Raw genomic sequence first — 730 nt, 5'->3', positions numbered from 1 at the left:
GGGGTACTAGGGACATCCCCGCCGCAATTTCCACTTCGGCTTGAAACCCAGACCTGGCAAGGCTTTCAGGAGTGCCTTACTTTCTGACTTTCCCCTGAATTGGCTGATTTTCAGCCGATTAGGCTAAGATCGGGCGTTTTGGATTCCCGAATGAGCCTGAAAAGCAAGCGCCACGCCATACCCCTGGATTCTGAGATTCAAGATCTATATGGTGCACCGAAGCTCACCCACGAACAGAAGCGGTACTACTTCTCCCTGAATGATCCCGAATTCGATGCCCTTCGCTCAATCTGTGACCGCTACAACAGGGTCTACTTCGCTCGGCCTGATTCATAGTATCGAAACCACACCGGCCAGCGAACATGATCTGAATGTAGCGGACAAGCTACTTCACGAGGAAGAAAAACGTGTCTGGGCGGATGCGGGTTACACAGGTTCGGAAAACCGGAAGGCGCTCTCTTCAAGGAATTTGGATTGGCATATTGCGATGCGGCCCGGTAAGCGAAAGCAGCTAAAATTTGCAGACATTGAGCGAGCTGAAACGACCAAGGCAAGCGTCCGCGCGAAGATAGAGCATGCGTTTTTCTATATCAAACGCATGTTCGGTTACAGTAAGACTCGTTACCGTGGGTTGGCAAAGAACACCAGCCGGTTGTATGTACTAGCTGGACTGTCAAACCTACTTCGCAGTCAAAAATATCTTCTGGCCTAGTGCCAGTGCACCTGGAAT

1 protein-coding gene is annotated in these 730 nt (G+C 50.8%); it reads left to right on the top strand.

The genetic code is table 11. From position 1 onward, the window contains the following. Positions 1 to 292 precede the first annotated feature (292 nt). Positions 293 to 712 carry a transposase gene (locus Q5Y71_RS17065; protein ID WP_306043270.1) on the top strand — a complete coding sequence of 140 codons (420 nt, stop codon included), beginning with the start codon at positions 293 to 295 and terminating at the stop codon, positions 710 to 712. Positions 713 to 730: the final 18 nt, after the last annotated feature.

The organism is Microbulbifer sp. 2205BS26-8 (genome assembly GCF_030731025.1).
Taxonomy (GTDB): domain Bacteria; phylum Pseudomonadota; class Gammaproteobacteria; order Pseudomonadales; family Cellvibrionaceae; genus Microbulbifer; species Microbulbifer spongiae.
Note: the sequence above shows the minus strand (reverse complement) of the source record. Positions and strands in the feature narration are given on the sequence as shown.